This is a genomic window from Hwanghaeella sp. (assembly GCF_965227365.1).
Classification (GTDB): domain Bacteria; phylum Pseudomonadota; class Alphaproteobacteria; order UBA8366; family Aestuariispiraceae; genus Hwanghaeella.
In genome coordinates, this window is sequence record NZ_OZ245754.1 from 3,830,060 (window position 1) to 3,855,168 (window position 25,109).

The window sequence follows — 25,109 nt, forward strand, 5'->3', positions numbered from 1 at the left end:
ACAAAGATGCAGACAGTCTTCTACTCGGTTATTGTCCTTGTCGCGGAGGGGGTCCGCGCGGGGTCGGTTCGGTCGTGTCCGGCCCACCGGATGGGGGAAGTTCGGTAGCTGATGAACGCTAGTTTCGAAGTACAAATGGATTTGGACGGGCGTTGGCAGACCCGAGAAATCGCCGACGAAAAGGAATTCGCGCTGGCGCGGGCCAAGGCCCTTGCGGACGAAGGGCAATGCGACGGCGTACGAGTGATCGAGACGCTGCCGAAGACGGACGGCACCAGCGCCGAGAAGACCGTGTTCGAGCAGAAGGTCACGAAGAAAAAGTCCAAACCGATTACCGCGCTGCAAGTCGACTTCTCACCGCTATGCGAAACCGTCGATCAGGTATTCGAACTGGAAGGCCGCCTGACGGCAGGCCGCATTCTGCGTGGTTATCTCGATGAAGAAGGCCTGACGATTTCGGAACTGATGACGGATTCCGGACAGCTTGCTCTGCTCGCCCGACACGAAACCATGCTGTCGCAATCGATCGGCGTGGCGTCCTCGGTGCAGGCGAAGCTGTACGATGTTCCCCAGCGCCTTCGGTCAGACAAGCTCTACGCCTTGTTTGAAGAGGTCAAAGGCATGGCTGGGGCACTTGCCGAAAAAATGCCGGCCTTCAAGACGGTTCTGGCCGAACAGGGGATTGAGGCGCTCGCGGCGGGTGTTTCGGCTTTGCCTGAAGAGCAGCGTCACGCCATGGCGGTCGCCGTCCTAGCCTCCTTGACACGGGAGGAAGGCGAACCCGGCCCCAAGGTAGAAAAACTGTTGGATCTGATTCCGCCGAAACAGCCCCTTGGCGGCCCGGCCCACGATCTGCTCGATGAAATGCTGTCGGAGATTTTGGACAGCAGCGACGGTGTTCGGGCAATCCTGGGTCACCAGCCGGACCTGGCCTCGGCCGTGACCGTCGTGTCTGGCCTCGTCTCCGGAAACGCCAGCCCCTCGGCGATGGCGCCGCCGGTGCAGGGCCGATTGCACAGCCTTTTCCGGATCCATCCCTTCCCCGCTTGCCGGGCCTCCCTGAACCGTTGGATCAGCCTTGCGCTCAACTCTCTCCAACCGCTGACACGCGAAGGCGGCGAGCAGGAAAAATCCGCCCTGGTGGATGTGTTGTCGTCGATGTTGATGGATGACGGTCTCGCCGGCGGCGCGACCACGAGCGAGGCGATCACGCAACGAGCCCGCAGCGTTCTGATAGCGGATCCCAGCAATCAGCGGGTGGAAGACGCCATTGACACCCTTCTGCAGCTCATTCCAGCGAAATCCGCGAAGCTCGGCTATCTCGCCGATGTTTCCACGACTGATGAGGTCGGAGAACGCGGTGCGCAAAGCATCCTTCAAAAACTGGCGGAAGTGATGCGGGACATCCGTTCTCTTGGCGACCTGGCCCCGCCCGGTGCGACCAGGAAGGAAGCCGAGGCCATACAACAACGCTTGATCAGCAAGATCGACGCCGCACCGCTGCCCGAGGAGATCAAGCAAGGATTCTCCGCCAAGATCGAAACGCTGCGGCCTGGCGGGGGAAGGTCCATGGCCCTGTCGCCGTCAACGCCGAAGCCCGGCGACAAGCAACGCAGGGTCAAAGCCGGCACGGTCATCTTCAAGGAAGGGACCCGCGGCGAAGAAGCCTTCATGATCCGCAAGGGCTCGGTCGACATCACCGTCAACTTCGAAGGCAAGGCGATGACCATCGCAACACTGGGCCCGGGCGAGATTTTCGGTGAAATGGCGCTGATCGATAATTTGCCCCGTGCGGCCGGCGCCGTCGCGGCGACCGATACGGATCTTCTGGTCGTCCGCAGTCCGCCCTTTCGCAGGCGCCTCGATGCGCTCAGCGAAAGCGATCCCGTCTTGCGTCACCTGATCGACATCTATGTCAGCCGTCTTCGCACAACGATACGAAAACTCAATTAGCAGCTGCATCAGCTGCGAGGTGAATGATCCGACCCACAAACGCTGGACCGTCTGCCCATAAAAAAAACCGCCGGTAAGACAAAGTCTTACCGGCAAGTTGAACAGGGAGGCTTCACGTCTGGGAGACGTAAATTCCGAGGGCTGGTGTATTAACCAGCGTCGGAGGGTTGTTGCAGTGCAACAACTGAAGCACGTGTTATGTATGCTCCCGCAGACTCAATTTCCAGCATCGGAATTACAACGCAGCTATGCGAAAACCGCATGGCTTAACACAAAAGCTCTACCAAAGTTTCATTTGCTTTTGATGCAAATGTGATCCTATCGGCCGCCTGTCGGGTCAGCCTACGCTGTAACGCGCGCGCGCCCCGCGCTCGATCGCCGCGGCCGTCAACCGGTCGATCTCCAGATGGTAGCGCAGCATTTCGAGAATCCGCAGTTCTTCCTGCGCCGCGTGCAGATCGGCGGCGGCGACATCAACGGCCAGCGCGTAAGCGGTTTCACGCAAGGATTCCGGCAAGGCGGCATGAACCTGATTCAAGACGGTCTCCAAACCGTCTTCTTCACCCAGCATTTCCGCGCATTCCGCGGCGACGACCGGCAATGTCTGCTCGTCGAACCCTCGAAACGCGGGAAGGTGGCGCACGACGTCACCGATGGTCTGCAACTCCGCATCGGTCATCTCCTGGTCCGCCGCCGAGGTGATAACCATGGTGTAGATCAAGGCGGCATGCTTGCTGATCATTCGCTTATTGTCCTTCCGAAAGGTGTGGATGGGATGGAGGCGACCAGAAAACGCCCGCCCTACCCTGACTTCATTTGACGTTCGACCACCCTGGTATGGTCACGGACCCGGCGATCGTCAAGGGAATGCGGGTGCGTTGCGCCCATCGGACCCCCGAGATTTCCGCTCCGGAGCGGAGGAATTCCGCCGTTATCACGCTGCGTTCTCCCGGGACGGCAACAATCGGCTCGACTAAGCCCGTAACAACAAGTATGGCAACTGCATGCTCGCCGTTGCCGACCCCTCCATGCTGGACGTTTCCCTGCCGGTATTTGCCATCATTCTGATCGGCTATATCTGCGGCCGTTTCCGCCTTTTAGGGGAAGGCGCCGCCACGGCGGTCAACGGATACACCTACTACGCCGCAATGCCGGCCCTGTTCCTGGGCGCGATTACCTCATCCGGCTTTTCGCTGGCGGATCACCTCGACTACATATCCGTAATTGTCGGCGCACAGCTGGCGATCTTCGGCATATCGATGCTCAGCGCGACCATCCTGTTCCCGGGCAGTCTCGGCGCTCATTCCTTGCACTCCCTGTCGGCGACTCTGACCAACAGCGGCTATATCGGCATCCCGATGATGGCGCTTGCCTATGGGGAGCCGGGCGTTCTGCTCGCCATCATCGCGACCTTGGTGAACGGAGTTGTCTTCCTGACGATCGGTTCGATCTTACTGGAACTGGACAAGGCGGACCACAAAGGCGTCGCGGCCATGGCCCTCGTGACCCTGACAGGCGTGTTGAAAAGCCCCCTTGTCCTGGCAGCATTGGCGGGCGTCATCCTATCGGCTTTCAACCTCGATCTGCCGGGACCGGCCCGGTCGGTCGTCGACCTGCTGGGCACGACGGCGGGGCCCTGCGCGCTGTTCGCCATCGGTCTGTTCCTGGTCGGACAGAGGATCACCACCGGGGCTGCCGAGGTCGCCTGGGTGACCTTCGTCAAACTGTTGTTGCTGCCGCTGGTGACCTGGGTGATCGTCCTGTTCCTGATCCCGCTGCCGCCGATGGAAACCGCCACGGCCGTCCTGATGACGGCGATGCCGACGGGAAGCCTTGTTTTCGTGCTGAGCGAGCGCCACGGCGTTTTCGCGGCCCGTTCCGTGGCCATCGTCCTGGTAACGACGGTCTTTTCCTGCCTCACCGTGTCAGGATTGCTCGCGGTTTTCCTTTAGGTCGCTTGGGGCCAGGAAGGCGCGTGTCGCCGCGACCGCTTCGGCCAAGCCGACACGTTCGACCGACACGCCATCCGGGAAAGCGCCGAGCAGCCGCGTCGGCATCATCGAGTCCAACATGACGAACACGCCACGGTCGTCGGCCCGGCGCACCAGCCGCCCGAAAGCCTGTTTCAGGCGCAAGCGCGTCACTGCATCGTCGTAATTCTTGCCGCCGAACACGCCACGCCGGGACTTGTGCAGGATGGTCGGTCGCGGCCAGGGAACACGGTCGAAGACGAGCAATCGAAGAGACCGTCCCGGCACATCCACCCCGTCCCGCATCGCATCGGTGCCCAGCAGACTCGAATCCTCCTCCGACCGGAAAATCTCCGTCAAACTGGTCAGGTTCAAGTTGTCTATATGTTGAGCATAGAGCGGCAGACCGTCCTCTTCCAACGGCTGGACGATCCGATCGTAAACCGCACGAAGCCGGCTGATCGCGGTGAACAGTCCCAGTGCCCCACCGCCGGAGGCCCTGAACAACTCCCGATACGCCCCCGCCACCTGCTCCAGACTGTCCTTGCGAACATCGTTCACGATCAGGACACGGGTCTGTTCCGGATAGTCGAAGGGGGACGACACACGGACCCGCATGGCCGGATAATCCAGATGGACCGCGCCGGTCCGCGCCTCCGCACTGTACCAGTCCGCGTCGACATCCCCGGAACCATCGGTCAACGTTGCCGAGGTGATCAGCACCCCGTGCGCCGGCTTTGCCACGACATCCGAGAACGGAATCATCGGATCGACCCAGTGGCGGTACATGCCGATATCGATATCCCGACCGTCCGTGCGGCTGACGGCGAACCAGTCGACGAAGGCATCAGGCGTGCCTTCACCCAGCGCCACCAGCATGTCCATCCAGGCCTGTACCGTGGCAAGACAGCGATGCTCCAGCGACCGCACCGCCGCTTCGATCCGGCTGCGGGTCGCTGTGTCGAGTTCTTCGGATTCCTCGTCCATTCGCGCCGCAAGCGCCTTGGCCAGCCGTTTCGCCGGCAGCAGAATGCGGTTCAATGCCTCGTGCAGATCGCCGGCCGCTTCCAACAGGCCGGGGACGGGACCGCCCGTCTCGACTTCCAGGTCATAGGGCCCATCCGCCCCACGCGCCCTGGCATAAACTTGTTGGCGGATACGGGACAGCAACGCTTCCGCCGGGCCGGCCGGCCGGCCTTCGGTCACGCGCTGCCGCCACCCCTCCGAGGGCAGAGACGCGGCGGCGGCAAGGATATCATCCAAGGCCTCGCGCGCCGGTCCTTCAGTCGCCAGGTCCTCGATCCGTGTCTTCAGGCCCCGCGCGCGGCCCCGTCCCTGGGTTTCGGCACCGCGCAGCCAGCGTCGTAGCTCCGCCGTCTCCAAGCCGGACAGATGGGCGGAAAAGGCACCGTCCGCGGCATCGAAGACATGATGACCTTCGTCGAAGACAAAACGATTCACCCGGCCCGCAGGATCGACGCCACCGCGCGCCGCCTGCACCATGACCAAGGCGTGGTTCGCGACCACGAGGTCGGCCCGCCGGGCGCGGCGGATTCCGTGTTCGATGAAACAGCGGGAGAAGTGGCTGCAGGCGGAATAGATGCATTCGCCGCGGCGGTCCGTCAGGCCGAGCGTCGCGCGCATGCCGAGGATATCGCTGAGCCAGGAAGGAAAATCCCCGCCGGTCATGTCGCCGCCGCGGGTCGCCGAGATCCAGCGGGCGATCAGTCCCAACGGGATTGCGCCGGCGCGGTTCACCGCGACCGTCCTCGCCGCCTCCTCATAGTTCAGCAGGCAGATATAGTTCTCTCGTCCCTTGCGGATAACGACTCTTTCCGACTTCAGCCGCGGGTCCGGCACCAGGCGGGAGAGTTCCTCGTCGATCTGCTGCTGCAGGTTTCGTGTGTATGTAGACAGCCAGATCGGGGCTTCGTTCTTCTCCGCCCAAATGCTGGCCGGCGCGATATAGCCCAAGGTCTTGCCGACGCCCGTTCCCGCCTCGGCCATCACGAAATTCGGCGCGCCTTCATGGTCGCGCGGCGCGAAGGCGTGGCAGACCGCCGAGGCATAGTCCGACTGTGCCCGCCGTTCCTCGGCCCCGTCGCCCAGCAAGCTCGCCAGCCGGAACCGCGCCTCGTCCGGCTGCACCGGCCTGTCACCGGGCGGCGGCGGCGGCGCCTGTTCACGCCATTCCGGCAGACGCTTCCATACATCCAGACCAGAGGTCGGCGCCCGCAGCCCGTCATCCTGTTCCTGCCCGAGCGCGGCCAGCACGGACGGTCCCCAAGGCCATCCGGCACGCGCCATCGCCATCGCAATACGCGGGACATCCGGGCCGTGCACCTTGTCCTTCAGATCGGACAGGATTCTGGTCAGGCATCGGTACAGCACAGCGGGTGCGTCTTCGACCGTCGCCGGCGGCGGCAGCCCCAGTTCCTGCGCCAACCCGGCCGGCGTCGGAATGCAGAAACGCGCCGGATAGACGAAGGCGAACAATTCCAGCAGGTCGAACGCCGGGAAGGGATCGATCCGGATCCGACGCGCGACAGACGGGCCATGACACAGGATTGGCGGGCGTTCGCGGATCAGTTTCGCAACCGCCTGCGGCGCGCGTCGATCAAGCAGACGGACCGTCTCCAATTCTCCGTCCTCGGTCAGCCATGCGGCCTCGACCGGCGACGCGGCGAGGACCGGGGCGGAGGGCATTTTCAAGGACGAGGCGGAATCAGCGGGCATGACGCCGCGATCATAGCCGCGGATTCGCGACCATACACGTCTTCAAACCGGCATCGGTAAAAGGATGCAAGAGCGCCCCGGGATCAGGCGGCCTTGCTTCGGAAACGCGCATTCGCTTCCTCGAATTGGCGCTGACTTTCCTGGAAGTCGAAAGGACGTTCGGTGAGGTCTTCCGGGTTCCATTCGCTGCGCCCGTCGTTGAAGAAATCGCCGCCATAGATATGCAGAGCCGCGGTCAGCTTGCCCGTCGGGTTAATGACCGAATGGATGATGTCCTTGCCCAGGGGTGCGGCATCCCCGGTCATCAGGGACGCCGCGCCGGCCGCTTCTATTCGGTCACCCTTGCGGCGCCAGAAGATATTGTCCTCGCGCCCGCCATAAACGCCGATCACGGCCCAGATATTGTTGTGGTTATGCGGCCTGAGGACGATCTCCGCCGGCCATATCACGTTCAGGATGGTCAGCTCGTCACCATGATAAAGCTTCTGGAGGCTCCCTTCGGTCGGTTCGCCCAGGGCCTTCAACAGCGCGGCCGGATCGGCCATCGCCCTGGCCGTCACTTCCCGAACAGCCTTATGGCTGTCGTCCTCGGCCACCGCCGCCCGGCATTCCTCGATAAAGCGATCCACGTCGAACATACTTGCACTCCCCGATAAGCTTGTTGCCGAAAACAGTATCGCAGTTCTGCAACCAACGCCATAAATCGCATCGCCGCCATGCACCGAAAGCCGCGCGCCAGTTGACCTGCAAGCCGCCCGCGCCTAGGTTCCGCGCCTTATCGGAGCGGCCGCCGGCCGCTCGAAAACCTAAGGAATAAAGGACATGTCGGAGTACAGCGAACTTACCCAGAATGCGAAAGCTTGGCCGTTTGAAGAGGCCCGCAAGCTTGTCAAACGCATTGGGGGTAAAGCGCCGAAAAAAGGCTATGTCCTGTTCGAAACCGGTTACGGCCCGTCGGGCCTGCCGCATATCGGAACCTTCGGCGAAGTGGCCCGCACGACCATGGTGCGCCATGCCTTCGAAACCATGTGCGACGTGCCGACCCGCCTGTTCGCTTTTTCCGACGACCTGGACGGTCTGCGCAAGGTGCCGGACAACGTGCCCAACAAGGACATGCTGGCCAAGCATCTGCACAAGCCGCTGACAGAGGTGCCGGACCCGTTCGGCACCCATGACAGCTTCGGCGCGCATAACAACGCCAGGCTGCAGGCATTCCTGAACCAGTTCGGGTTCGAATTCGAATTCAAGAGTTCGACCGAATGCTACAGAAGCGGCATGTTTGACGAGGCGCTGCTGACCATGCTGCGCCATTACGAGCAGGTCCAGGCCATTATGCTGCCCAGTCTGCGTCAGGAGCGACGCGAGACCTACAGCCCGTTCCTGCCGATCTGCCCGGAAACACGGCATGTGCTGCAGGTTCCCGTGATCGAGACCGACGCCGAGGCCGGCACGATTCTGTACCGCCGGGAGGACGGCAAGGAAATCGAAACCAAGGTCACCGGCGGCCTGTGCAAGCTGCAATGGAAGCCGGACTGGGCGATGCGCTGGTTTGCGCTGGATGTCGACTACGAAATGGCCGGCAAGGATCTGATCGATTCAGTGAAGCTTTCCGGCAAGATCACCCAAGCCCTCGGCGGCCGCGCCCCGGACGGTTTCAACTATGAACTGTTCCTGGACGAGAAGGGTCAGAAGATTTCGAAGTCGAAAGGCAACGGCCTGTCGATGGAAGAATGGCTGACCTATGCGCCGGAAGAGAGCCTAGCCTTGTTCATGTACAACAAGCCGAAAACCGCGAAGCGCCTTTTCTTCGATGTCATTCCGCGCCATGTCGACGACTACCTGACCTTCATCGAGAAATATGGCAGTGAGGAACCCGCGCGACAGATCGAAAATCCGGTCTGGCACATCCACAGCGGCAATCCGCCCGAACATGCCTCGCCGCTCAGCTTCGGCCTGTTGCTGAACCTCGCAAGCGTTTGCAACAGCCATGACAAGTCGATCCTGTGGGGTTTCATCACGCGCTATGTGCCTGACGCATCGCCGGAAACGGAATCTTTCCTGGACAAGCTGGTCGGGTTCGCGATCCGGTATTACGAGGATTTCGTAAAACCGAACAAGAATTACCGGCCCCCAACTGCGGACGAACGGGCCGCGATCCAGGAACTGCATCAGGGACTCGGCGAACTCTCGGCGGAAAGCACGGCGGAAGATATTCAGAATCTGGTTTATGCCGTCGGCAAGAACCACGATTTCGAGAATTTGCGGGACTGGTTCAAGGCGCTCTATGAAGTGCTTTTGGGGCAGGAGCAGGGGCCGCGCATGGGCTCCTTCATCGCGCTCTACGGCATTGGTGAAACCCGCAAGCTGATCGAAAAGGTACTGGCGGGCGAAGACCTGAGCGCAGCCTGACCATCGGCAATCGGTGTTGGGAACAGAAAAAGGCCGGCAATGCGCCGGCCTTTTTCACGTTCGCATCAGAACGGTCACCGTAATCAGCGCCCGCCATGCTTGTGGGAATAATCCCAGTACAGGTCGCGGGCGCGCTGGTACATCGGGCCCGGCTGCAGGTCACGGTCTTCGAACCGATTGACCGGCATGACCTTGCCCCAGTTCCCCGTATTGAAGATCTCGTCCGCTTCCTGGAGGTCCTGGGTCGTAACCCGGCCTTCCTGCACTTCAACGCCGTTTTCCTGGAACAGCTTGATGACACGCTGGCGCGTGACGCCGTTCAGGAAAGTGCCGTTCACGGCAGGTGTGCGAACAACGCCGTTCTTGGCCATGAACAGGTTGGCGGTGGCGAATTCGGCGACATTCCCGATGGGGTCAAGCACGACGGCATTGTCGAAACCCTTGGCACGGGCTTCGTGCAGGGCGCGTCCGGCGTTGGGATACAGTCCGGCGGACTTGGTATCCGTCGGCGCCGCATCCGGCATCGGCCGGCGGCGCGTGGAAATGCAGGCGGAGAAACCGCCGTCGCCCGGCATCGGGTTTTCGGTCACGGTCAGGGCAAACCGGGTCGTTTCGGGATCCGGCGCGACCCAGCCTTCCTCCGCCCAGAACATCGGGCGGATATATAGGGCGCTGTCCGACGGAAACTTTGCGACCCCTTCCCAGGCGATTTCCATAATTTCTTCCATGGTCTTCGTTGCCTTCAAGCCCAGATTGTTCGCGGAACGGATCGCCCGGGCACAATGCAGGTCCAGGTCGGGCGCGACACCTTCGAAGAACCGAGCCCCGTCGAAAATGAAGGAGGACAACCAGACACCCTGGGAGTTCACACTAATCATCGGGGCCTTGTCGTCGATCCATTCCCCATCGAACCAGGTCAAACCTGCCATGTCTCTCGCGCCTCCTGCGCCGGAAAATTGTATAGCTGGAAAGCCGCGACGGTCGCGCGGGAGAGAGGGGATGTCAAGCCGCGCCCCCTGCCCGAAAACACCCCAAGTGCCGCGGCAAAAGGACCGGGAAGCCTGGTTTCCCTGCCCTGTTCCGTTCACATCCGCCCAAACGATCACAAGCCCTTGATCCTTGTCCCGGAAACCGAACTATGGCCTAACCGAGAGGAAGTGGATCGGAAACGGCCTTGGGCGCGATGGCGGCAACGCAGGAAAAATCACTGTTTTTGGCCAATCTGGATACGTTGAAAGCCGCCGGTCTTTCCGGACCGGCCACCGCGGTACTGCGCATCGGCGAACCGGTCATGACGCGCACATCCGCCGAGGAACCCGGCGGCCCCAATCTGCTGCAAGGCGGCGCCCCGCTCTATACCCCGGATGCGGCACAAGCCGCGTTCGCACAGGTGGAAAGCTATCTGAAGCGACCGGTCCGGCATCTCTCGACCTTCACCGGCGTGCCGGAAAAGACAGAACTCCTCAGTCATGAGGCGATCCGCAAGGTCCTCGGCGGCATGCAAGGCCAAAGCCTGAATCCCACCCCGGACCCGGAAACGGGATATCTGGTTTGTTTCGGCCTCGGCCTCGGCCTGCATTTGCCCCTGTTGCAGCAGGCGCTGCCCTTCCGGACCCTGGTGGTTGTAGAGGAGAATCCGGAATTCCTGTTGCACAGCCTTCACACCGTGGATTGGACCGCCCTGGACGCCGCTTGCAAAGCCCGTGGGGGCCGGCTGCATCTTATTTTGAGCAAGGACGCGCAATCCGTCGCCGATACCCTGCTGCGTGAAATGCGCGGCCCTGAATTCCCGATGATCGACGGCAGTTACATCTATCAGCACTACACGTCGCCTTTTCTGGACAAGTCGATCGACGCGTTGCGCGAGGCCATGCCGATCATCGAGGCCAATGACGGTTTCTTCGAAGACGAACAGATCATGCTGGATCAGGCTTGCCGCAATTTCCTGCGCAACGACTTCTTCCTGCTGACCGAAGCGCCGACGCCGCGGCCGCTGAAACCCATGCCGGTCTTCGTCGTCGGGTCCGGACCTTCGCTTGACCGGAATATCGAGGATATCCGCCGCAACAGGGAGAATGTAATTCTGATGTCCTGCGGCACCAGCCTGCGGCCTCTGCTGGAGGCGGGAATGGTGCCGGACTTCCATAGCGAGATCGAGAACGTGGAGGATATCGGAACGATCATCGGCATGCTGTCGCGGGAGCATGACCTGAGCGGCATCCCCCTGATCGCCGCGAATACGGTGAAACAGTCGGTTCTGGACAAGTTCGACCGCAAGATTCTGTATTGGCGAGACACCGTCGTTCCCACCCGATTGCTCGCCAGTCAGGAAGATACTCTGTCGATGACCGGACCAACAGTGACCAATCTTGCGATCCGGGCCGCGATCTCCATGGGGTTCTATGAGTTCTATCTGTTCGGGATAGATCTCGGCTCCCCGGACCCCGACCGTCATCACGCCAAGGCCTCGGTCTACAATGCAACGGATGACGAGTATTGGAAGAGTGGCGCGGCGATGGAACCGTTCGTGATCGAACAGCCAGGTAATATGGGCGGAACCATCTACACCAATCGGCCCTTCCTGCTGACCAAATTCTTTTTCGAGACACTGTTCAGCCGCTTCCCCAACCATCATTTCTTCAATTGCTCGCACGGGGTGCGGTTCGAACATGCAACACCGATTGTCTCCTCGACCCTGGAAGCGATGCCGGCGGAAATACCGGGACCCGAACTGGTCGACAAATGTCTGGGCGAGTTGACCGACGTTAAGGCCGGCGGGCTTGTGCCCGTTGAGCGCCTGGAAGAGTATCGGTCGGCCCTCGTCGAACGGTTCGACAATCTCGGCGCCCTTTGCGAGAGGGCGTCTGAGACTGATTTCGACACCTTGCTGGCGGAAATCCGCAGCATGATCGCGCCGGTTTCCTATCGCACCGAATACTCCACCAAAAGCGCGGTGGATACGCTGATCTCCGGCACCATCACCACCATCCTGCATTTCGGCTATTTCATGGTCCGCCGAATACCGAAGGACGACCGTCCCCGATTCATGTCACTCTTCACCGAGGCCCTGCATGACGCAGTCGGCGCTATGCGGGTGCGCGCCCTGGCCCTGACGGATGAATTGATCGAGGAGCGTCGCGCGCAATAGACATGACAAGCGGGACGAGACGGTAGGAACAAATGTGCGGGATAGCCGGTTTCATAGGCCCTTCGCCGCCCGCCCGTAGCGACGCGGAAGACACGTTGGCGATGATGCGCCAGCGCGGTCCCGACGGGCTTGGCCTGTTCCAGGACGATCTTGGCGAAAATCGGGTCATGCTGCTGCATTCACGGCTGGCGATCATCGACCTGCAAACCCGTTCGAACCAACCCTTCATCGACGACGGCTGCGTACTGATCTTCAACGGGGAGATTTACAACTACGTCGAGGTCCGTGACGAACTAAAAACCCTGGGGCAGTCCTTCCGGACAGATTCCGATACCGAGGTCATCCTGCGCGCCTATCGGCAATGGGGCGAAGGTCTGGTCGACCGGTTACAGGGCATGTGGGCCTTCGCCCTGTTCGACAGCAGGAACGGCAAGCTAATCCTGAGCCGCGACCCTTTTGGCGAAAAACCGCTGTATTACATGGAAACGCCGGATGGGCTGTTCTTCGGATCGGAGATCAAGTTCATCAGGCAGTTGAGTGCCCGCACGCCCCGTATCCGGCATGAAAAGGTAAGGCGCTTCCTGGCCCATGGATACCGCGACGTCTTCAAACACCAGGACTCTTTCTTCGAGGACGTCAAACCGCTTCCGGCCGCCAGTATAGTCACACTGACGAATAGCGAGATGCCCCGCCCGCGATCCTATTGGACTCCGCATTTCAATCCCCAGCCGATGAGCGAAGGGGAAGCCATCGAAGGGGTACGGGACCGCCTGTTCGACGCGGTGAAGATCCGCCTGCGGGCCGATGTTCCGATCGCACTGACCTTGAGCGGTGGGATCGATTCGAATGTCGTGGCCGGAATCGCGGTTCACCATTTCCAGCAGAACCTTCACACTTTCTCCATGCTGGAAAGCCGGGAGGATTACGACGAACGGCAGTTCATCGCCGCCGCGGTTCGCGGACTCGGCGCGCCGCACCGGGAACGCCCGGTACAAAGCCGCGGCTTCCTGGAACGGCTGGGCCGGATGGCGCATCACTACGAAGCGCCGGTATTGAGCGTCGGCATGTTTCTGGAAGGTTTCCTGACGGAAACCGTTGCGTCGGAAGGCTTCAAACTGGCGATCAACGGCAATGGGTCGGACGAGATCTTCGCCGGCTATTACGATCATTACCTCTACTGGCTGGCCGGCCTGCACGGCACGGCGGAATTCGAACCTGAGGTCGCGCGCTGGCGGGAATCGATGGGCAAGTTCGTGCGCAACCCACTGTTCAAGGATCCGATGCGCTTCGTCGACACGCCGGACGAACGTCGGCATCTGCACCACAACGCGCCGGAGATCGACCAACTGATGGTGCAGCCCGCCGCCGACCCGTTCGAGGAGGAGTCTTTCTGCGACGATCTGCTGCGCAAACGCATGCTGAACGAGCTGACCCGGGAATCGGTGCCCGCGACGCTATTTTGCGGCGATCTGAATTGGATGTACCACTCGATCGAGAACCGGACAGCCTATCTGGACCGGTCCTTGATCTCCTTCCTGTTGACGGTTCCGAGCAACCTGCTGATCCGCGAAGGGTTCAGCAAGTATCTCCTACGCAAGGCGGCAGAAGGCTATGTGCCGGACGAGATATTATTCTCGCGCCAGAAATTCGGATTCAACGCACCGATCACGTCGCTCCTCAACCGCGAGGATCCCGACGTGATTGATTTCATGATGATGGACAGCCCGGTCTTCGATCTGGTTCGCAGGGACAAGGTCGAGGCCATGATGCGCCCGGATGCGGACCTGGCAGGATTGGACAATTTCCTGTTTTGCGTCGCTTCGGCGAAAATGTTCTACGCCACCCAGTCGGGCTGGTAGCTCATCCCAGTTCCCTGCCCTCGAATGGGTTCTCACCCGACCGTGTCTCTATTTCGACGACCCAGATGTCCGGGTCGCGATCAATGCTCCGGGCGACATAGGCATCCGCCTTCTCGTCCGGCACCGGGTCGGAACCCAAGGGCGGCAGCCAGCCGAGATTGCCGTCCAGGTCGCGCGTTTCCGTCAGGATCCGGCTGGTTCCGTCCAACAGGTTGAGCCGCAGCACCAGCGACCCGCTTTCCCCTTCGCCCTTGTTGATGACCGCGCCGAAGCCCCCTTGCGCATTGACACTGCGCAAGGTCGCGGAAACCCACATGGCGCTTGGAAGGCGGTCGCGCGGCACTGGCGGGAAACGGGTCCGCCGTTAGGCGAGACCCAACTCCTTCAGGATCGCTTCGCGATGCTCATCAAGATCGGGAACATGACCGCGGGTCGACGGGTCGGCATGCGCCGACATCTTGATCGGATTTCCGGCCATGCGGAAATGACCTTCCTGCGGGTCCTCGATGGAGACGACCATGTTGCGGGACAGGATCTGAGGATCGGTCATGACCTGCTCGACATTGTTGATCGGTCCGCAGGGAACGCCGGCCTTCTCAAGCTCGTGCATCCAATGCTCGGTGGTGTTCGTTTTCAGGACCGCTTCCATTTCTTCCTTCAGGACGTCGACATGCTCGGCCCGGTCCTTGTTGGACAAGTAGCGCGGGTCCTCCGCCATTTCCGGTTTGCCCAGCGCCTCGGCCATACTGGCGAACAGCTTGTTGTTGCCGGCCGCGATGATGATATGCCCGTCGCCCGACTCATACGCCTCAAACGGCGTAATGGATGGATGCCGCGCCCCCAGCGGCCCCGGAATGGCGCCTGACGTGACATAACGCGCAACGGCGTTTTCCAGGATGGCCAACTGACAGTCCAGCATGGAGACATCGATCATCATGCCCTTGCCAGTCTTGGTCCTTTCCAGCAGCGCCGCATTGACCCCCACCGTCGTGAACAGGCCCGCGGTGATGTCGCCGACCGATGTGCCGACACGCGTCGGCGGGCCGCCTGGATGGCCGGTGATCGACATGATTCCGCCCATGCCCTGGACGACCATGTCGTACGCGGCACGGTTGGCATAAGGGCCGGTCTGACCGAAGCCGGATGCCGCGGCATAGATCAACTGCGGGAAATCCTGTTCCAGCCGGTCCCAGCCGTAGCCCAGTTTTTCCATGGTGCCCGCGCGGTAGTTTTCGACCAGCACGTCCGCCTTGGCGAGCAAGGCTTCGAACACCTTCCGGTCTTCGTCATCCTTCAGATTGAGCGCAATACTTTCCTTGCCGCGGTTCAGCGACATGAAATAGGCGGATTTTCCGTGCTTGGCATAAGGACCGAAATGGCGGGCGTCGTCGCCATGACCTGGAGTTTCGACCTTGATGACCCGGGCGCCAAGGTCATGCAACAGCATGGTGCAGTATGGGCCAGCCAAAACGCGCGTCATATCGATGACGGTAATACCATCCAACGGTCCCTTGGACATGCAACCTCCTCAAACTTACCCTTGCCCCGAAAACATTGTTGGGCCGGAGTCTTTATTCTGTGATGTTGCGCATGCTACGCACGTACACAACATAGGCAAAGAGCAGATAATCCAGGACGCAGTGAAAGTCACGGTCAGGTCAGCAAAATGAGCGATGTAGCAGCCCAACCTCAGGAAACACTCTGGACACGTACGGTTAACAGTGTCCGCCGCGTCTGGCAGGATTTGGGCGCGACGCTGGATAGCGACGCCATACCCGCCAAGCTGGACGGCAAGGCCGCGGACCAATTGTTGGACCGGATGCGGGCCTGCATCGATTCGGAAGGCGGGGAGGTTTCCGCCCGCGCCCGCGCGGCGCAGTTGGGCCAATATTACATGGGTCTCGACAGCGTAGGCCGGAAAAGATTCCTGGAGATCCTCGCAACCCATTTCGGACCCGACGAAGAGGCTGTGGAAAAGGCGATCGGCGCCTATCACAAGGCCCCGGCCGACAAGAAAGCCCGCGCGCGGCAAGCGCTGCAGGACGTCCTCACACCGCCTCGGCAATCGCTGTTGACCCAGTTCAACGCCTTGCCGGAGGGCGTGAAGTTCCTGGTCGACCTGCGTGCCGATCTGTTGCGACATACGAAGGATGCGCCGGATCTCGCGGACCTGGATCACGACCTGGAACGTCTGCTGGTCAGTTGGTTCGACATCGGCTTCCTGGAACTGCACCGGATCACCTGGAGCAGCCCTGCCGCCTTGTTGGAAAAGCTCATCGCCTATGAAGCGGTGCACGAGATCCGGTCCTGGACCGATCTGCGCAACCGGCTCGATTCCGACCGCAGGCTGTTCGCCTTCTTCCATCCCCGGATGCCGATGGAGCCGTTGATCTTCGTCGAGGTTGCCCTGGTGAACGGGATCGCCGGATCTATTCAGACCCTGCTGGACGAAGACGCGCCGATCATCGATCCAAACGCCGCGGATACCGCCATTTTCTACTCGATCTCCAACACCCAGCGGGGTTTGCGGGGTATCAGTTTCGGCAACTTCCTGATCAAACGCGTTGTGGAGGAATTGAAGAGTGAATTCCCGAACCTGAAAGCCTTCTCCACCCTTTCGCCGATCCCGATGTTCAGGCCGTGGCTGGAAGGTATTATCGCGGAAGGCGACCCGAACCTGCTGACCGCGGAAGACCGCAAGAGGTTGAAGAAGGCGACTGGTGACAAATTCGGCAAAGGCGACCTGCTGCGCGCGGTGACCAACGGGGACTGGGCCAAGGATGGTGAGTTTTCCGAAGCTTTGCGCCCCGCCCTGCTGCGGCTGTGCGCGCGCTATCTGGTTCAGGAGAAGCGCAAGGATCGGCCGGTAGATCCGGTCGCGCGTTTCCATCTGAGCAACGGCGCACAAGTCGAACGGATCAATTGGCTGGGCGACGTTTCCGAAAAGGGCATGCGCGAATCCGCCGGCATGATGGTCAATTATCTGTACCGGCTGAACGATATCGAAAAGAACCATGAACGGTTCGCGAAGAACGGGTTCGTGGCGACATCATCGGGCGTACGCGGACTTCTTTAGGGCGGCGCCCGCCGCCGGCGAATAGGGAAGCAGTGGAAAACATAGTGTTTCCCGCTGCCGTCGCATCAATGATTGAACGCGTTCCGCATCGGCCTAAACTACGCCCGCTCCGTCATCTGTAGCGCCGGCCCAGGGCCGGGCCGGCAAACAACTGAGGACAATCCCGGATGTTCACGACGCGTCCAGAGATCATCGGCACTTTCGGCGCCGCGGCTTCTACCCATTGGCTCGCGAGCCAGTCGGCCATGCGAATCCTGGAATTGGGCGGGAACGCCTTCGACGCCGCCTTCTGCGCCGGCATGGTGCTGCAACTGGTCGAACCACATCTGAACGGACCGGGCGGCGACGTCCCGATCATCTTCCACGATGCCTCAAGTGGATCGACGCATGTGATCTGCGGTCAGGCCCCCTTCCCCGCGGCTGCCACGATCGAGGCATACCGGAATCTCGGCATCGACCTCGTGCCCGCAACCGGGTTGCTTGCCGCGACTGTCCCGGGCGCCTTCGACGCCTGGATGCAGATGCTGCGCGACCAGGGAACGATGCGTTTCGGCGACCTGATGAAAGTGCCGATCCGCTATGCCAAGAAGGGTTATCCGATCGTCAAGGGCGCGACGGATGTCATTGCTTCCGTCGAACCCTTGCTGCGGGAACATTGGCATGCCTCCGCGGAGATTTACCTGCCGAACGGTGCCGTCCCGATACCGGGGACCCTTTTCAAGAACAAACGCCTCGCGAAGACCTGGAAGCGCTTGGTTGCCGAGGCGGAGGCGGCCAGTTCCGATCGGGCCGAGCAGATCGAGGCAGCCCGGAACGCCTTTTATAAAGGCTTCATCGCCGAGGAAATCGACCGGTTCTGCCGCGAGGAAACAGCGATCGACCAGACGGGCCGGGAGAATGGGGCCTTTCTGCGCGGCGACGATATGGCGACGTGGAGAGCCGGTTACGAAAAGCCGGTGACCTATGAATATCACGGTCACACGGTCTGCAAATGCGGTCCGTGGAGCCAGGGACCGACACTGCTCCAGAACCTTGCCGTGCTGAAAGGCATCGATATCGCGGGCATGGATCCATTGGGCCCAGATTTCGTCCATACCGTGGCGGAAGTGATCAAACTGGGCTTCGCGGATCGGGAAATGTTCTACGGCGACCCGAATTTCGTCGACGTCCCGATGGATACCCTGTTGAGCGACGCCTATGCGGAACGCCGGCGCGCCCTGATCGGACCCGATGCAAGCCTGGACTTCCGCCCCGGCGAGATAGAGGGCCATGGCTGGGCGTTCGATTATGCTGCGGCCGTCGCGCGGCAGCCGAAACCGGGCGATGCCTTGTCGAAATCCGGCGGTGGCGAGCCCACGGTCGGCGTCGGCGGGTTTAAGGCAAAGCTTCACGCCAAGGACACCTGCCATATCGACGTGGTCGACAAGCACGGGAACATGGTTTCCGCGACGCCGAGCGGCGGATGGCTGCAGTCGTCGCCCACCATCCCGACCCTGGGCTTCTGCCTGGGCAGCCGCGGACAAATGGCCTGGCTGGACGAAACGAGCCCGTCGGCCCTCGGCCCGAACCGCCGGCCGCGTACAACATTGACCCCGTCCTTCGTGCTGCGCGACGGCAAGCCTTACATGGCCTTCGGCACGCCGGGCGGAGACCAGCAGGATCAGTGGCAATTGATCATGCTGCTACGCCATATTCATCACGGCATGAACCTGCAGGAGGCGATCGACGCCCCGTCCTTCCATACGGAACATCAACCCTCTTCCTTCTTCCCGCGTCACGCGTCGCCGGGTAGGCTGATGGCGGAGGGTCGTTTTTCGCAGGACACGTTTGACATATTGAAGTCGAAAGGACACGACCTGGTCGTCGGCGAGGATTGGTCGGAAGGCCGGCTATCCGCCGTGAGCTGGGACGACGGTATTGTGAAAGCGGGCGCGAACCCGCGGGGCATGCAGGGATATGCAGTCGGACGTTAGCGCGCTGCCGGAAAAGCGATGAGCGCCGCGGCACGGGCCGGGGCCGCGGGTAATCCGCGCCTGGGGTTCGGTATCGTCTGTGCGTTGATCAACAACGTGCTGGTCGGCGTAGGATCTGGCATCTATTTCCCGCTGCTGCCTCTGCGCCTGGACTTGATGGGGGAAAGCCCCGCCTCCGTCGGTTTTCACGCCGTCGCGAGTTCGATTGGTGTGCTTCTGGTCGCGCCCTATATGAGCACCTGGCTCTCCCGCCTGGGTGCCCCCTGCGTGATCGCCATTGGATGTGCGGCGTCGGCCGTTCCGGCAGCGCTCATGCTGTTGGAAGACAGCTACTGGCTCTGGTTCTTCCTGCGCTTGGTGATGGGTTGCGGTTTGGCAATCCATTGGGTCGGGTCGGATGCCTGGCTGAATCAGGCGGCGACGGAGAAGATTCGCGGCCGCATTCTGTCCTTCTACGTGGTTTCCTATATCGGCGGCGTCTCCGGCGGCTCCGCCCTGCTGAATACATTTGACCTGGGCGGCGATGCCCCCTTCATCGCGATGTCATGCTGTTTCGGCTTGGCCCTGCTTCCCCTTTTCGCGGCGTGGCGGTCCGGACCGGTCTTTCTGCCGTCCTCCAAGGAAGCTTCACTGCGCATGTTCAGGGTCGCACCGGTCCTGATGACCGTCGGCGTGCTGATCGGGTTGGCCGACGGCGCGGCCTTCGCCCTGATCCCGCTATTCGCCGTTCTCGCCGGGATGACCGACCATCACGCGGTCTGGGTGATGACCTCCTTCCTGCTCGGCGGATCGCTGATGCAGTTTCCGATCGGCTGGCTGTCGGACGTCATGGACCGACGTCACGTCCTGATCCTGCTGGCCGTCGTCGCGGTCTGTGTCACACCCATCCTGCCATTCGTGATGGACGGAAGTCCTTTGACCTGGATTCTGTCCGGGATATGCGGCGCGGCAGTCATCGGGTTGTATGCCGTGTCGCTCGGCATCATCGGCCGACGCTTCACCGGTGGAGACATGGCCGCGGCCAACGCGGTGTTCGTGTTATGTTATGAATTCGGCGCCTTGACCGGCGCACCAGTCGGCGGTGGCGCAATGGACATAATCGGCGCCCCCGGTCTGCCGATCGTGATGGGGGTCGCCTCCGCCCTGGTGCTTATCGCCGCCATCCTGCGCGGCCGCCGCTGGATCCCGAAACCATGACCAAGGCCGGGCTTGGGTTGTCTAGCGGTTGAACCGCTCCACCAGGAAATCCACGAAGACCCTGACCTTGGTGGACAGGTTCCGTGCATGCGGAAAAACCGCGTGCAGGCCGACAGGCTCGAACCGGAAATCCTGCAGCGCGGGGACAAGCCTTCCCGCGGCCACGGCTTCCTCGCATAGAAAGATCGGTGATTGGATGATGCCGAGGCCGGCTTCCGCGGCGCGCAGCAGGATTTCCCCATTATTCGCGTTCATGCTGCCGCCGACACGGACCGCGATTTCACCGCCATCCGGGTCATGCATGCGCCAGGTCCGGCCACTCGCAAAATAGGCATATGTCAGGCAGTTGTGATCGCTCAACGCCGAGGGATGTTCCGGCATGCCGTTTTTGCGCCAATAGTCCGGTGACGCCACAATCAGACGGTTATAGTCGCGAATTCGGCGCGCAATCAGGCTGGTATCGGTCAAGGCACCGATCCGCACCGCGACATCGATCCCCTCATCCACCAGATCCACCTGATGATCTGTCAGCGATATATCCACCTGCAGATCCGGATATCGCCGCATGAAGTCCGGCAGAATCGGGGCGATGTGGGAAATGCCGAAGCTCACCGGGGCGGAAACCCTCAATGTCCCGCGCGGTGTTGCTTGAAGTTGTGAAACCGCGACCCGTGCCTCCTCCACTTCCTCGACCACGCGGCGGACACGGTCATAGAAGATAGCGCCCGCCTCGGTCAGGCTCATTCGGCGCGTCGTACGGTTCAGCAATCTGGTTCCCAGACTGTCTTCAAGCCGGCCGATCTGCTTGCTGACCGCGGACTTCGACTCCCCCAACCTCTCGGCGGCGGCCGTGAAACTGCCTTCCTCGACGACGCGGGCGAAAACCAGAAACGCGTTTATGTCATCCATCACACGCCCCATTGTCCACAATTAGAAACAATCAGGTTCCAATTACCCGAATTGTTTTCCCAAGTCCATCCATTACATCAGAACCAACAGACAATTCGGCCGCAGCGGCCATTTCCAAGGAGCGACTTCAATGACCAAGGTATTGGTTCTTTATTATTCGATGTATGGCCATATCGAAACCATGGCCCAGGCGGTGGCGGAAGGCGCACAGTCGGTCGACGGCATTGAGGTCACCGTCAAGCGCGTGCCGGATACGATGACGGCAGAGCAATTGGCGAATGCCGGCGCGAAGACGGATCAGGCGGCGGACTTCGCCTCACCCGCGGAACTGGGCGACTATGATGCGATCATCTTCGGCGCGCCCACACGCTTCGGCAATGTCCCGGGCCAGATGCGGACCTTCCTGGATCAGACCGGCGGCCTGTGGATGAAGGGCGCCCTGGTCGGAAAGGTCGGCAGTGTCTTCACCTCGACGGGCACCGGCGGCGGCAACGAGACCACCATCCTGTCGCTTTGGCCGACGCTGGCCCATCACGGCATGGTCATCACCGGCACGCCGTACACGATAGACGCGATGACGGATATCTCCGAACCGCGCGGCGGATCGCCCTACGGCGCCGGAACGATTGCCGGACCCGACGGATCGCGCAGCCCCAGCGAGACGGAACTGACCATCGCCAGACATCAGGGGGCGCATGTCGCGACCCTGGCAAAAAAACTGGCCGCCTGACTTCAGGCAACGACAAAACCGAACCAGGCACAGAGGAGCGAGACAATGGGATTGCTGGTTGAAGGCAAATGGGTGGACAAGTGGTATGACACGAAATCCACCGGTGGCCGCTTCGTCAGGAAGGAATCCGTCTTCCGCAACTGGGTCACCGCCGAGGGGTCTGCCGGCCCGACCGGCGAAGGCGGCTTCAAGGCGGAACCCGGCCGTTACCACCTGTATGTCTCGCTCGCCTGTCCCTGGGCGCACCGAACCCTGATTTTCCGGGCGCTGAAGGGGCTGGAAGACATGATCGGCGTTTCCGTCGTCAGTCCGCTGATGCTCGACAACGGCTGGACATTTCAAGACGACTTTCCGGGCGTAATCGGCGATCCGATCCACGGTGCGGAATTCGCCTATCAAATTTATACCGCCGCCGATCCGGATTATACCGGCCGCGTGACCGTACCGATCCTTTGGGACAAGAAGACCGGCACGATCGTCAGCAACGAATCCGCCGAAATCATTCGCATGTTCAACAGCGCCTTCGACAGCGTCGGCGCGAAACCCGGAGATTACTATCCGGCCCCCCTACGCCCGGAAATCGATGCGTTGAACGAGCAGATCTACAACGACGTCAACAACGGCGTGTACAAAGCGGGTTTCGCGACCGCTCAAAATGTCTATGAGGAAGCGGTCACCACCCTGTTCGACACGCTGGACCAGTTGGAAGATCGCTTTTCCCGCCAGCGCTATCTGATCGGCGACCGTATCACCGAAGCCGATTGGCGCCTGTTCACCACACTTGTCCGGTTCGACCCGGTCTATGTCGGACATTTCAAATGCAATATCCGGCGCATAGCGGACTATCCGAATTTGTTCTCCTATGTCCGGGAACTGTTTCAGATCCCGGGGATTGCCGACACGGTGAATTTGGACCATATCAAAAATCACTATTATCGCAGCCACGCCACGATCAATCCGACAGGGATTGTCCCGGCGGGGCCGGATTTGGACCTTGGCGCACCGCATGACCGCGACCGCATCGTGGGTACGGCCATGGCCTCCTAGCGACTGGCGGTGTCCTGCCTCGAACAGTATCGACGGGCGCCATATGTGACCGGGAAGTTGAACGTTGGTTCTGAACAGGGATTCGATCAAGAACGGCATCGTTGAGAAGCTGCTGCAGGAAGGGTGCCGCAAGGGACTCATTGATCGATGGACCGCTGAACAACGATTGGAATCCCGTAACGAGGTATTGGCACGCCGGCCGAGCGATGACATCTGGGTCTTCGGATACGGTTCGCTGATCTGGAATCCGGCTTTCCATTTCGAGCGCTCGGCACATGCCCTGTTATACGGCTATCATCGCGCCTTCTGTCTATGGACGCCGCTAGGCCGCGGATCACCCGACAATCCCGGATTGATCCTCGGGTTGGAGCGCGGCGGAAGCTGTCATGGCATGGCGTTCAAACTGCACAAAGACCAGATCGAAGAGGAACTGGATGTCGTTTGGGCGCGGGAAATGCCAACCGGTTCCTATAAACCGACCTGGGTAAAGCTGCGCAGCGGCAACGAAACTGTCGATGCGATCGCCTTTGTCATTCAAAGGGATCAGCCGCGCTACGCCTGCAAGATCCCGATCGAGAAGGTCGCCCAAAGCATAGCGACCGCCGAAGGCCCGTTGGGCACGTGCGCCGACTATCTGTTCAACACCGTCGAGGCATTGGACAAAATGAACGTGCCCGACCGTTATCTGCATCAGGTCCGGAAACGCGTCATTGCCCTGCAACGCGAAAACGGTGGTCCCAAACCGTAGTATTCGGACGAACCTGCGAAAAATAGCAATATTTCAGCACTTTATTGGCATGCCCATCCAAGAAAGTGTGGCAGGTGTTGCAGGCTACCCCAACATTCTTTATGAGCATGTTATAAAAGGTGTGTGATCTGACGGTCACAATCACTGTAAAACAAGTGCGTTTGGGAGAGTTTTGGTTATGCCGCGGCCTCGCAGTTTTGACGAGTTGGCCGTTCTTAGGACTGTCATGTTTTTGTTTTGGCAGGGGGGATATTGTGCAACCTCCATGGATGAAATCGAAAGCAAGACGGGGGTCCTGAAGCCCAGCCTGTATCGTTGTTTCGGGAAGAAGGAAGACCTCTTCCTCAAATCATACGACCTTTACGAGACCGAGTTGCTCGGGCCACTCATGGCGCGTCTCGATGAAGGCGACGGGCTCACAGGTATCAAGAACTTTTATCATCATCTGGTCACACGTCTGAACGACGACAACTTTCCGAAATCCTGTTTTTCCGTCCGGATCGTGAGCGAGTCGCCGCCGGTCGAAAGCATTCGCCGGCGCGTGGCCGTAACCGCCGCCACGGTCGAGGATCATCTCTACAAGACAGTGCGCCGCGGGCAGATCGACGGGTCCATCACCGCCGACCTGGACCCGCGGGCGACAGCCAGAATGCTGATGAGCGCACTGTTCGGGATCACGACGCTGGATTCCGTCTCCGACGACGGCGGGGTGCTGCGTGACGCCAGCACGACGCTAACGGCAATTTTAAGTGCCGGAGAGACGAAGGCGGCGTAAAACAAGGTGAATGCCGGTAGGGGCCGTGCCCCGCGTTGCGCGAAACGCAAGCCGGCCGGCCTCATTTTTCGCCGCGGAGAATCTCATGTTCAGCAATTTCAAGAAATCGTCTTCGGAAAGCGCACCGGCCGACGGCCGCCAGGACAAGGTCGTGAAGACCGATGCCGAATGGCGCGCACAGCTGACGCCGGAACAGTACAAGGTCACCCGGAAACACGGGACCGAACGCGCCTTCACCGGTGAATACTGGGACAACAAGGAGGCTGGCACGTATAATTGCATCTGCTGCGGCCAGCCCCTCTTCAGGTCCGAGACGAAATACGATTCCGGTACCGGATGGCCTAGTTTCTACGCACCGGTAGACGAAAGTGCCGTGACGGATAAAGACGATTTCAGTTTCCTGATGCGTCGAACCGAAACATTGTGCAGCCGGTGCGACGCGCATTTGGGCCATGTCTTTCCCGATGGTCCGGAACCGACCGGATTGCGGTATTGCATGAACTCCGCCGCGTTGGACTTCAAAAAAGACGAATAGAGCGGCCCTTGACCAAAGCGCGCCGCCCCGAGGTCACCGAGGGA

The 25,109-nt window shown here is 60.8% G+C and carries 20 protein-coding genes; 13 read left to right on the top strand and 7 right to left on the bottom strand.

The window, feature by feature from the left end; genetic code table 11:
• Positions 1 to 111: 111 nt before the first annotated feature.
• Entirely contained in the window at positions 112 to 1,953 is a 1,842-nt protein-coding gene (locus tag ACQK2G_RS17545; protein WP_425406333.1) for a cyclic nucleotide-binding domain-containing protein, read from the top strand.
• A gap of 337 nt (positions 1,954 to 2,290) precedes the next feature.
• Here ACQK2G_RS17545 and ACQK2G_RS17550 read toward each other — a convergent pair whose 3' ends face one another.
• Positions 2,291 to 2,695 carry a tellurite resistance TerB family protein gene (locus ACQK2G_RS17550; RefSeq protein ID WP_425406334.1) on the bottom strand — a complete coding sequence of 135 codons (405 nt, stop codon included), beginning with the start codon at positions 2,693 to 2,695 and terminating at the stop codon, positions 2,291 to 2,293.
• A gap of 262 nt (positions 2,696 to 2,957) precedes the next feature.
• On the opposite strand from ACQK2G_RS17550, the gene ACQK2G_RS17555 reads away from it, so the two are divergent.
• Positions 2,958 to 3,905 carry an AEC family transporter gene (locus ACQK2G_RS17555; RefSeq protein ID WP_425406335.1) on the top strand — a complete coding sequence of 316 codons (948 nt, stop codon included), beginning with the start codon at positions 2,958 to 2,960 and terminating at the stop codon, positions 3,903 to 3,905.
• Here the strand turns inward: ACQK2G_RS17555 and ACQK2G_RS17560 are convergent.
• Entirely contained in the window at positions 3,879 to 6,659 is a 2,781-nt protein-coding gene (locus ACQK2G_RS17560) for an ATP-dependent DNA helicase (protein ID WP_425406336.1), read from the bottom strand. The genes ACQK2G_RS17555 and ACQK2G_RS17560 overlap by 27 nt on opposite strands.
• 83 nt (positions 6,660 to 6,742) lie before the next feature.
• Positions 6,743 to 7,297: a hypothetical protein gene (locus ACQK2G_RS17565; RefSeq protein ID WP_425406337.1), complete on the bottom strand. Its 555-nt coding sequence runs from the start codon at positions 7,295 to 7,297 to the stop codon at positions 6,743 to 6,745.
• 184 nt (positions 7,298 to 7,481) lie between these two features.
• On the opposite strand from ACQK2G_RS17565, the gene ACQK2G_RS17570 reads away from it, so the two are divergent.
• Positions 7,482 to 9,068, top strand: a complete 1,587-nt coding sequence (locus tag ACQK2G_RS17570) for a lysine--tRNA ligase (protein ID WP_425406338.1) — start codon at positions 7,482 to 7,484, stop codon at positions 9,066 to 9,068.
• Between the two features lie 83 nt (positions 9,069 to 9,151).
• Here the strand turns inward: ACQK2G_RS17570 and ACQK2G_RS17575 are convergent, their stop codons facing one another.
• A complete protein-coding gene (locus ACQK2G_RS17575) occupies positions 9,152 to 9,997 on the bottom strand; it encodes a branched-chain amino acid aminotransferase (RefSeq protein ID WP_425406339.1) in 846 nt (281 codons plus the stop codon).
• Positions 9,998 to 10,251: 254 nt separating this feature from the next.
• On the opposite strand from ACQK2G_RS17575, the gene ACQK2G_RS17580 reads away from it, so the two are divergent.
• Both ACQK2G_RS17580 and asnB read left to right on the top strand, forming a co-directional pair.
• Positions 10,252 to 12,216 (top strand): 6-hydroxymethylpterin diphosphokinase MptE-like protein, encoded by a 1,965-nt coding sequence (locus ACQK2G_RS17580; protein WP_425407662.1) that lies wholly within the window; start codon positions 10,252 to 10,254, stop codon positions 12,214 to 12,216.
• Positions 12,217 to 12,248: 32 nt separating this feature from the next.
• On the top strand, positions 12,249 to 14,075 hold the full coding sequence (gene asnB / locus ACQK2G_RS17585; protein ID WP_425406340.1) for an asparagine synthase (glutamine-hydrolyzing): 1,827 nt from the start codon (positions 12,249 to 12,251) through the stop codon (positions 14,073 to 14,075).
• A 1-nt stretch (position 14,076) separates the two neighbouring features.
• On the opposite strand, the gene ACQK2G_RS17590 is transcribed toward asnB, so the two are convergent.
• Both ACQK2G_RS17590 and ACQK2G_RS17595 read right to left on the bottom strand, forming a co-directional pair.
• Positions 14,077 to 14,391 carry a DUF1491 family protein gene (locus ACQK2G_RS17590; protein WP_425407663.1) on the bottom strand — a complete coding sequence of 105 codons (315 nt, stop codon included), beginning with the start codon at positions 14,389 to 14,391 and terminating at the stop codon, positions 14,077 to 14,079.
• A 48-nt stretch (positions 14,392 to 14,439) separates the two neighbouring features.
• Positions 14,440 to 15,594 (bottom strand): CaiB/BaiF CoA transferase family protein, encoded by a 1,155-nt coding sequence (locus tag ACQK2G_RS17595; protein WP_425406341.1) that lies wholly within the window; start codon positions 15,592 to 15,594, stop codon positions 14,440 to 14,442.
• Between the two features lie 147 nt (positions 15,595 to 15,741).
• Between ACQK2G_RS17595 and ACQK2G_RS17600 the strand changes: the two genes are divergently transcribed.
• From ACQK2G_RS17600 to ACQK2G_RS17610, 3 genes are all read left to right on the top strand, one after another.
• On the top strand, positions 15,742 to 17,151 hold the full coding sequence (locus ACQK2G_RS17600; protein WP_425406342.1) for a malonyl-CoA decarboxylase: 1,410 nt from the start codon (positions 15,742 to 15,744) through the stop codon (positions 17,149 to 17,151).
• 167 nt (positions 17,152 to 17,318) lie between these two features.
• A complete protein-coding gene (locus ACQK2G_RS17605) occupies positions 17,319 to 19,124 on the top strand; it encodes a gamma-glutamyltransferase family protein (RefSeq protein WP_425406343.1) in 1,806 nt (601 codons plus the stop codon).
• An 18-nt stretch (positions 19,125 to 19,142) separates the two neighbouring features.
• Complete coding sequence (locus tag ACQK2G_RS17610) at positions 19,143 to 20,321, top strand: MFS transporter (protein ID WP_425406344.1); 1,179 nt, start codon at positions 19,143 to 19,145, stop codon at positions 20,319 to 20,321.
• Between the two features lie 21 nt (positions 20,322 to 20,342).
• Here the strand turns inward: ACQK2G_RS17610 and ACQK2G_RS17615 are convergent, their stop codons facing one another.
• On the bottom strand, positions 20,343 to 21,230 hold the full coding sequence (locus tag ACQK2G_RS17615; RefSeq protein WP_425406345.1) for a LysR family transcriptional regulator: 888 nt from the start codon (positions 21,228 to 21,230) through the stop codon (positions 20,343 to 20,345).
• 130 nt (positions 21,231 to 21,360) lie between these two features.
• Between ACQK2G_RS17615 and wrbA the strand changes: the two genes are divergently transcribed.
• The 5 genes from wrbA (at position 21,361) to msrB (ending at position 25,065) form a co-directional block, all read left to right on the top strand.
• Positions 21,361 to 21,960: an NAD(P)H:quinone oxidoreductase gene (wrbA, locus tag ACQK2G_RS17620; protein WP_425406346.1), complete on the top strand. Its 600-nt coding sequence runs from the start codon at positions 21,361 to 21,363 to the stop codon at positions 21,958 to 21,960.
• A 45-nt stretch (positions 21,961 to 22,005) separates the two neighbouring features.
• On the top strand, positions 22,006 to 23,007 hold the full coding sequence (locus tag ACQK2G_RS17625) for a glutathione S-transferase family protein (RefSeq protein ID WP_425406347.1): 1,002 nt from the start codon (positions 22,006 to 22,008) through the stop codon (positions 23,005 to 23,007).
• Positions 23,008 to 23,071: 64 nt separating this feature from the next.
• The gene (locus ACQK2G_RS17630; protein WP_425406348.1) at positions 23,072 to 23,755 is read left to right on the top strand and encodes a gamma-glutamylcyclotransferase; all 684 of its coding nucleotides are present in this window, start codon (positions 23,072 to 23,074) and stop codon (positions 23,753 to 23,755) included.
• A gap of 226 nt (positions 23,756 to 23,981) precedes the next feature.
• A complete protein-coding gene (locus ACQK2G_RS17635; protein ID WP_425406349.1) occupies positions 23,982 to 24,530 on the top strand; it encodes a TetR/AcrR family transcriptional regulator in 549 nt (182 codons plus the stop codon).
• Positions 24,531 to 24,615: 85 nt separating this feature from the next.
• On the top strand, positions 24,616 to 25,065 hold the full coding sequence (gene msrB, locus ACQK2G_RS17640; protein WP_425406350.1) for a peptide-methionine (R)-S-oxide reductase MsrB: 450 nt from the start codon (positions 24,616 to 24,618) through the stop codon (positions 25,063 to 25,065).
• Positions 25,066 to 25,109: the final 44 nt, after the last annotated feature.